Annotated in this window: 6 protein-coding genes and 1 pseudogene; 4 read left to right on the forward strand and 3 right to left on the reverse strand. The window is 67.4% G+C overall.

Features of this window, described 5'->3' with window-relative positions; translation table 11 throughout:
* Nucleotides 1-69 precede the first annotated feature (69 nt).
* Nucleotides 70-1746 (forward strand): ATP-binding domain-containing protein, encoded by a 1677-nt coding sequence (locus tag M3I56_RS30290; protein ID WP_254357075.1) that lies wholly within the window; start codon nucleotides 70-72, stop codon nucleotides 1744-1746.
* Nucleotides 1747-1758: 12 nt separating this feature from the next.
* On the opposite strand, the gene M3I56_RS30295 is transcribed toward M3I56_RS30290, so the two are convergent.
* Nucleotides 1759-2706, reverse strand: a complete 948-nt coding sequence (locus tag M3I56_RS30295) for a phosphoribosyltransferase (protein WP_254357076.1) — start codon at nucleotides 2704-2706, stop codon at nucleotides 1759-1761.
* Nucleotides 2707-2999: 293 nt separating this feature from the next.
* Between M3I56_RS30295 and M3I56_RS30300 the strand changes: the two genes are divergently transcribed.
* Both M3I56_RS30300 and M3I56_RS30305 read left to right on the forward strand, forming a co-directional pair.
* Entirely contained in the window at nucleotides 3000-3524 is a 525-nt protein-coding gene (locus M3I56_RS30300) for a molybdopterin-dependent oxidoreductase (protein ID WP_254357077.1), read from the forward strand.
* A 52-nt stretch (nucleotides 3525-3576) separates the two neighbouring features.
* The gene (locus tag M3I56_RS30305; RefSeq protein WP_254357086.1) at nucleotides 3577-5424 is read left to right on the forward strand and encodes an ATP-binding protein; all 1848 of its coding nucleotides are present in this window, start codon (nucleotides 3577-3579) and stop codon (nucleotides 5422-5424) included.
* A 37-nt stretch (nucleotides 5425-5461) separates the two neighbouring features.
* Here M3I56_RS30305 and M3I56_RS30310 read toward each other — a convergent pair whose 3' ends face one another.
* Nucleotides 5462-6316, reverse strand: coding sequence for a helix-turn-helix domain-containing protein (locus tag M3I56_RS30310; RefSeq protein WP_254357078.1), 855 nt, complete (start codon nucleotides 6314-6316; stop codon nucleotides 5462-5464).
* A gap of 323 nt (nucleotides 6317-6639) precedes the next feature.
* Between M3I56_RS30310 and M3I56_RS30315 the strand changes: the two genes are divergently transcribed.
* The gene (locus M3I56_RS30315; RefSeq protein ID WP_254357079.1) at nucleotides 6640-7284 is read left to right on the forward strand and encodes a C39 family peptidase; all 645 of its coding nucleotides are present in this window, start codon (nucleotides 6640-6642) and stop codon (nucleotides 7282-7284) included.
* 103 nt (nucleotides 7285-7387) lie between these two features.
* Here M3I56_RS30315 and M3I56_RS30320 read toward each other — a convergent pair.
* Nucleotides 7388-7593: pseudogene (locus tag M3I56_RS30320) on the reverse strand (IS4/IS5 family transposase); the annotation flags it as partial.

Here is a 7593-nt window from a genome sequence, read left to right on the forward strand (position 1 = left end):
GGCGCCGCTCCCTCGCTTTCCTGCGCGGCCGTCCCGCCTCGACCCCCAACTCACGTCCGAGACCCGCCTATGGCCCGCATTGTCCCCGACGACTGGCAGCATCTGGAGGCCACCGGCGCCGCCGCGCGCGAGCGCGAAACGCTCGCCGCGCTCGCGCGCGGTTTGCCGAACGGCTACACGGTCTATCACGGCGTGCACTGGACGCGACTCTCAGAAGGCTTTTCGGTCTTCGGCGAGGCCGATTTCGTGATCGTCAGCCCGGCCGGGCGCGTGATGATCGTCGAGCAGAAAACGGGCTTTTTGCGCGAAACGCCGGGCGGGCTCGTCAAGGCCTACATGCAAACCGAGCGCAACGTGGCGATCGCGCTGGCGCGCACGGTCGAAGGGCTGCACCGGCGCTTTACGGCGTCTTTCGGCGCGGGCACCTATGTGCTCGAAGAGCTGTTCTACTGCCCCGACCACGTGGTGCGCGAGCCCGCCATCGCGGGCGTGAACCCGGCGCGCATCGTCGACGCCACGCGCAAGGCGCAACTCGCCGCCATCGTGCTCGAAGCCATGCCCGCCGACGAGCCGCGCCTGCCGTGCGCCGCCAAGATCCATCACTTTCTCGCCGACGTACTTTCGCTCACGCCCGACACCAGCGCGCTGCTCGGCGCGGCGGGCACGCTCGTCACGCGGCTCGCGGGCGGCCTCGCCACGTGGGCGCGGCGGCTCGAATTCGCCCCGTTCCGGCTGCGCGTGATCGGCACGGCGGGCTCGGGCAAGACGCAACTGGCCGTGCAGGTCATGAAGGACGCGGTGGCGCGCGGCGCGCGGCCGCTCTACGTGTGTTTCAACCGGCCGCTCGCGGACCACATCGCGCAGCTCGCGCCGCCCGAGGCGAAGGTGGCGACCTATCACCAGCTGTGCGACTGGGTCGCGCGTGACGGCGGCCACGTGCCCGACTTCGAGAGCCCCGGCGCGTTCGACGACCTCGTGCGGCGCTTCGGCGAGATGCCGATTGGCGAGCGCTGGCAGTTCGATGTGCTGATCGTCGACGAAGGGCAGGATTTCCAGCAGCCGTGGGTCGGCGCGCTCGAACGCCTGTTGCGGCCGGACGCTGCATGGTGGTGGCTCGAAGATCCGCTGCAGAACCTGTACGTGCGCGAGCCGCTCGCGCTGGCGGGCTGGACCGTGCTGCGCGAGAACACGAACTACCGCAGCCCGCGCGACATCCTCGCGTTCCTGCGCGACGTCGCGGGACCGACCGTGCCCGCCATCGCGCAGCTCGCGGCGGGGAGTCCGTTCGACGGCTCCGACGTGACGGTAGCGAGCTGGGACGAGCATGAACCCGATCCCGGCGCAGAACCCGGGGCGGTTCTGGCGACCAAACGCGCGATTACACAGGCGCTTTCGCTCGGCTTTCGCAAGCAGGACATCGTCGTGCTTTCCTATCGCGGCCGCGAGCATTCGCTGTTCACGGCGCTCGATCAGCTCGGTCCGCACCGGCTGCGCAGTTTCACGGGCCAATACGACCTGTTCGGCAATCCGCAGTACCGCGAGGGCGACGTGCTGCTCGATTCGATCTACCGCTTCAAGGGCCAGTCCGCGCCGTGCGTGATCCTGACCGAGGTGGACTTCGAGTCATTCGACGAGCGCGCCGCGCGCAAGCTCTTTGTCGGCGCTACGCGCGCGGCCATGAAGCTCATCGTGGTGGCGTCGCCGCGCGCCGCGCGGTTCATCGAGGGCCGGCGCGGCGGCGTCTGAACGCTTGCTCGCTCAGCTCCAGGCCGAGGCGCCGATCAGCGTGCCCGTGCGCGCCTGGGCGTTCCACCAGATCACGCGCAGGAGCGGCGCGCTCTGGGCGATCAGGATGGCCTGCACCGGATCGCTCTCGATGAAGTGCGTGACGCCGCTGCGGATGGCCGCCGCGGCCTTGTGCGCAGCCACGGCCGCGGCCGTGTCGTCGTGGTCGTCCGGCATACGCATGATCAGTTCGAGGTGCCCGAAGCCGTGGCGCTCAAGCCAGGCGAGCGTGCGCTCGCGGTCGATCTCCGGACGCCCCGTGATGATCGCGCGCGTGCGTTTGATGTCGATGCCCGGCAGGCGCTCGAACGGCACCAGCTCATCGCGCTCGGCGAGCGCGGCGACGAGGTCTTCGTCGTAGCGCGCAATCGGGATGTCGGGCAGCAGGACACCGTCGAGATCGATGGCGTAGACGGCGTACTCGTGGTCGTCGGCCATGCGCGTGCCTTCGCCTTCGCCGTCGCGGATCCAGTCGGCGCGATAGCGGTCGGTGTAGGCCTGGCGCTCCCACGGGAATAGCGCGAAATAGCCGCTTGCGTCGATCGAATAATCGGGGCGCAAACGGCTGAGGTCGTCGTACGCGCCGGTGAGCGTGCGCACGACGAGCCCGTGCTCGCTCAGAAACGCGATGCAGTCCACGAGCGTATGGCCGCGCCCCGCGATGTCCTCGCAGAGCAGCACTTTCGAGCCCGGTTCGGGCAGCGGCAACGTGGAGTCCCAGCGCACTTCGCGCGTGGTGCGGTCATAGCGCAGGAACGCGACACCCGCACCCGTTGCGTGCGAAACCATCAGCGCGAGCGGCGCGCCGCCGCGCAAGATGCCGACCACGAGGTCGAATTCCTCCGCGACCAGCGCCGGTTGCAGCGACTCGACCCAGTGATCGAGCTGTTCGTAGGTGAGCGGAACGACAGGTTTATCCATGGGGTGAAATGGGTGACGAAGCGCGTGATCGGCAACTGCGCGGCAAATGCGCAACGCGCGTTTCGGATAGCGGTGTACGAGAAAAAGACGGCTATTGTCAGTGCAATGTTTGACGATATTATGCCTATGCTCACCAGCGCCTGCTGGCATGGTGGGCGGAGGTCGCGGGAAATCGAGGGAAAGCAGCAGAAAAAACGGCGCATTGCCGCAAAAAGCGGCGCAGCGTCGCACGAAGACACACGACAACGACGCGAATCATCGCGCGAAAGGGCTCGGGCAAGATGTGGCATTGGATGGGATGGCCAGGCTGGCGGCGCTGGGCCGCCGTGGCGGGGTTCGCACTCGCGGCGCCGCTTTTTGCACACCCTGCGCAGGCGGCGGGTTCTGCGAGTTCGCTCTCGCTCGACGTCGATGGCGAGGTGCGCGTGACCAACAATGCGGCCCACACGGCGTATCACTTCAGCGAGGCGCAGCTGCTCGCGCTGCCCGCGCATTCGATCACGACGGCTACGACGTGGACGCCGCGCTCGACCTTCACGGGCCCGCTGCTTTCGGACGTGCTCAAGGCCGTGGGCGCTTACGGCAGCCAGATCGAGATCCACACGCTCGACGACTACACCTGCGTGGTGCCCGTGGCCGACGCCGCGCGCTATGGCGTGGTGGTCGCCTATGAGATGAACGGCCAGCGCCTGAAGGTAAGCAATTTCGGCCCGTTGTTCCTGATCTATCCACGCGACCAGTATCCACTCGAGCTCGACGGCGCGGCCGGCGACTCGAAGTTCGCGTGGCAGATCAAGTCGATGACGATCAAGCGGTGAGTAGCGGGTGATACAACGTCCCTTACGACGTCTCCTGCAGGCGATCATCTGGATGGCGGCGCTCGCGCCGCCCGTGGTGGCGGTCGGCTATCTGCTCTATGCGAACCTGCTCAATCCGCAGGTCGTGCAGCGCATCACGGGCAATTACGACGGCCTGTACTGGGACGCCGCGCAGCTCCAGATCGCCTACGCGCGCTTCGAGAGCCAGTTGCTGATGTTCGCGGACGGCATCGACCGCGATCTCGACAAGGTGCGGCTGCGCTACGAGGTGCTGCAGTCGAAGCTCAACGTGATGAAGGGCTCGACGCTCTCGCTCGACTCGACCTCCGGCCTCAAGCGGCGCCAGGACGCCGATCTCGCCATTCTGGCCGCGACGATCTCGCCGTTCGAGGCTGAAATCGCCACGCTCGCGGATAACCCCGAACGCGCGGTGCCGATGCTCATGGCGCTCGACCTGCACTGGACCCAGGTCACCGACCTGGCGCTGAACCGGCGTTTCGCCGATGTGACCGAGCGCGAGGCGATCCGGCACGACTTCATCGCCAAACGCCGGGAACTGTTTGCCTCAGGGCTTGTGCTGCTCGTGCTTTCGGCGGCGGCGGGCGTGCTGCTCGTGATGAACGGCTACCGGCGCACGCGTCTGCTGCACCAGCAGCGCGCGGCGCTCGAAGCCGAGCACCAGGCGAGCCGCGCCGCGCGCGAGGCGAGCATGGCGAAGGACGCCTTCCTCGGCATGATCAGCCACGAACTGCGCACGCCGCTGCACGCGATCGTCTCGTCGATCGAGCTGCTCGGCTTCAACTCGCATTCAGAAGCCGACCGCAAGGTGATCCAGCGCCTCGAAACCGCCGCGCGCCAGCTCGAAGCGCAGATGAAGGACCTCACCGACTACGCGCGTCTCGGCGCGGGCAAGCTCGAATTGCGCCAGGAAGAGTTCGAGCCGCGCGAACTGCTGCAGTCGATCGTCGACGAGAACGAGCAGGCGGCGCGCTCGCGCGGGCTCGTGTTCGAGCATGCGTGGGTGGGACCGCAGCGGCGCGTGGTGGCCGACCCGCATCGTATTCGCCAGATCGCCGGCAACCTCGTCACGAACGCGATCCGCTACACGGAGCGCGGCAAGGTGCGGCTCGAATTCTGGCTGCAGGCGCCCGCGCGGTCCGCGCGGCCATCGCAGGATGAGGAAGGCGCGCTGAGGCCCGCTGGCGGCGACACGCTCGTGATCGTCGTCGGCGATACGGGACCTGGCGTGGCGGCGGACCAGATTCCGCTCATCTTCAAGGAGTTCACGCAGCTCGACACGTCGCGCTCACGGCGCTACGAGGGCGCGGGGATGGGGCTCGCGATCGTGCGGGGCCTCGTCGAACTGTTCGGCGGGACGATCGAGACGCAAAGCCGGGTGGGCAAAGGCACGACCTTCACGGTGCGCATACCCGTCACGCCAGTGGAGCCGCCGGTGCCCGCGGCCATGGCCGAAGCGGCGCTGCCCGCGCGGGCGCTGCCGCAGGTGCTCGTCGTCGACGACAACCCGCTCGTGCGCGATTCGCTATGCGAGATGGTCGCGCACATGGGCTACCGCGCGCTCGCGGCCGGCGACGCCGACAGCGCGCTCGCGCTGCTCGCGCACGAGGCGTGCGATGTGGTGCTGCTCGACCTGCACATGCCGGGCCGCGACGGCTACGACTTCGTGGCGGGGCTCGAAACCGCGCAGGACGTGCTGGCGCAGCCGCGTGTGATCGCCGTGAGTGCCGACGTGGCGGGGCTCGCGGCGCTCCCGGACAATGTGGGCAAGACGGGCGGCGAGGGCGCGCTGTTCTTCGACCGGCTCACGAAGCCGGTGCATTACGAGGTGCTGCGCGCGGCGTTGCAGCGCGCGCTGAGCGCGCCGCGCGCGGCGGCCTGAAAGGCGTGGGCGTGGGCAGAGAGGACAATGCGCGGCGTTAGCCGCGATTGAGCCGCTTCGAAAGGTCGGCGACGAGAATCGCCATGCGCGCCGGCTTTTCGTAGCAGGCCACGTTGTAGTGCCGCACGACCTGGCTGATCTCCGACTCGCTGGCCTTGCCGGTCAGCAGTTCACCGGTGAGCACGAAGATGGGCGCATCGGGGTTCTCGGAGGCGCGCACGCTGCGGATCGCCTCGGCGGCGGTCTGGCTGCCGAACAGCCAGTCGATCACCACGCCGTCGAACACGTTGTTTTCGAGCGCTTCGTTGAACGCCGCGAGGCCGTAGAGCGCGAGCGCCGTGTAGCCGCTGTGCTCGAGGTAGTCGCGCAGGTTATCTGCGGAGGAGCGGTCGTCGTCCGCGACGGCGATGAGCGGCTTGTCGGACTCGGCGCGGCGCGGGTAGATCTCGATCTTGTGGACTTCGCGCGCGTTCTGGTAGAGCGCGCCGTCCGGGCGCACCACGCGCCACTGGCCCTGCTTTTCGTAGGCGACGAAGTCGGGGCGGCTGCCCGCCTCGACCGGTGCGCCGATCCACGCGGTGCAGGGCAGCTCGGCGGCGCTGACGCAGAGCGTCGCCTCCTGAGCGCTCGCCCCGACCATGCCGGGGTCGAGCAACTGCGCGCCGAACAACTGGCCCGCCGGTTCGCCGAACGCTTCGGCCACTTTCTTGATCTGCGCGAGCGTCCACGGGCTGTTGCCGCGCAGCTTGCGGTGCCCCTGTGAAAAGCTCAGGTCAAGAATCCGGCACAGCTCGGTCGTTTGCTGACGCTTGCCGATGCCGTGACGGCTCATCAGCTCGCGTACGCGCTCCGCCACCGAGGCCGAGTCGGTTGTGTATGCAACGTTCGACATACTGCTCAAAGGAGGGATTCGTGGATTCAGTTTCTGATTGATCATGCCGTGGCGCCGTGAGGCCGGTCTGACCGGACCTCGCGCGGGCCGCACACGGGAGCACGATATTCTAAACGCATAAAATGCCAAACGACGGCGCTATTTTAGCTAAATGTAATGCGGCGCCGAATAACGAGGATGTAAGCGTATATTCGGCTTCGTTTACACCAGGCTTGCGATATTCGCGGCATTGCGGGGAAGACGCGTGGCTGCGAAGATGCACGATTTTGAACGCCGTGCGCTCGCGCGCGGAAGATCAACCTTACTGTCGCGAGGGGTATCGTTTGGACGACGTGCGCAACGGCGGGACATGGCGGCATGAAGGCGTGCCGTATTACAGCCAGTGGGGCAGTGCAGACTGGGTGGCGCCCATCGTCGAGCGCGGCGCCGACCCGTGCGAGGACCCGCACTGGCGGGCGAGCGGCTTCACCGAGGCCGGCGCCTACCGCTTCTGGGCCAAGCGCCTGTGCGGCCTGACCTGCCTCGAATCGGCGCTCGACTATTGGGGCGTCGCGCATGCGCCGCGCGCGCAGATGCTCGAAGAGGCGTTGCGGTACGGCGTGTATCGCGTGCGTGAAGATGGCGGCGTGGACGGGTTGATCTACCGCCCGTTCGCCGGATGGGTGGAAGCCGCGTTCGGCGTGCGCGTGGCGGTGATGACCGACGAGGGCATCGCGGCGAGCGCCGCGCGCATCGATGCCGAAACGCTCGCCATCGTCTCCGTGAGCCCCGAGATCCGCTACCCCGAGCGGATGCATCCCGGCCAGGGCGGCCATCTGATCCTGCTGCACGGACGTGGCGACGGCGGCGTCTGGTTCCACAATCCATCGGGCATCGCGCCGTATCAGGCTGATGCCTGGCTGCCTTATGAGACGGTTGCGCGGTTTCATGCCCGGCGGGGTATGGCGCTTAGCCGGCCGCGCTTTTAGCGTGCGGGACGCTGTATTTTTGGCGCTTTGCGCGTTTTCTTGTGTTCGCGTCTGTACGCGGGTGCCGCCCCGCACAGCAATGCTCTCAACTTAAGCCTTCGCATTACGCGAGTTTGTAGGCGAGATAGAAATGGGGCTTGGCCTTTCTGGGTGGCCTGGGACAGGAGCGTGACGGCTGTATTCGACATCGGGTGCGGTGAATCACCGAGAGAACCGGGGCGAGGCTGTCCAGGCAGCGCTGGATGCGCAGAAGGCAGCCGGCAAGGATCGGCCTGAGTGCGCCCAGTGCGTAGATGCGGTTAGGACGAC

This window comes from Paraburkholderia sp. CNPSo 3281, assembly GCF_024206515.1.
GTDB classification, from domain to species: domain Bacteria; phylum Pseudomonadota; class Gammaproteobacteria; order Burkholderiales; family Burkholderiaceae; genus Paraburkholderia; species Paraburkholderia nodosa.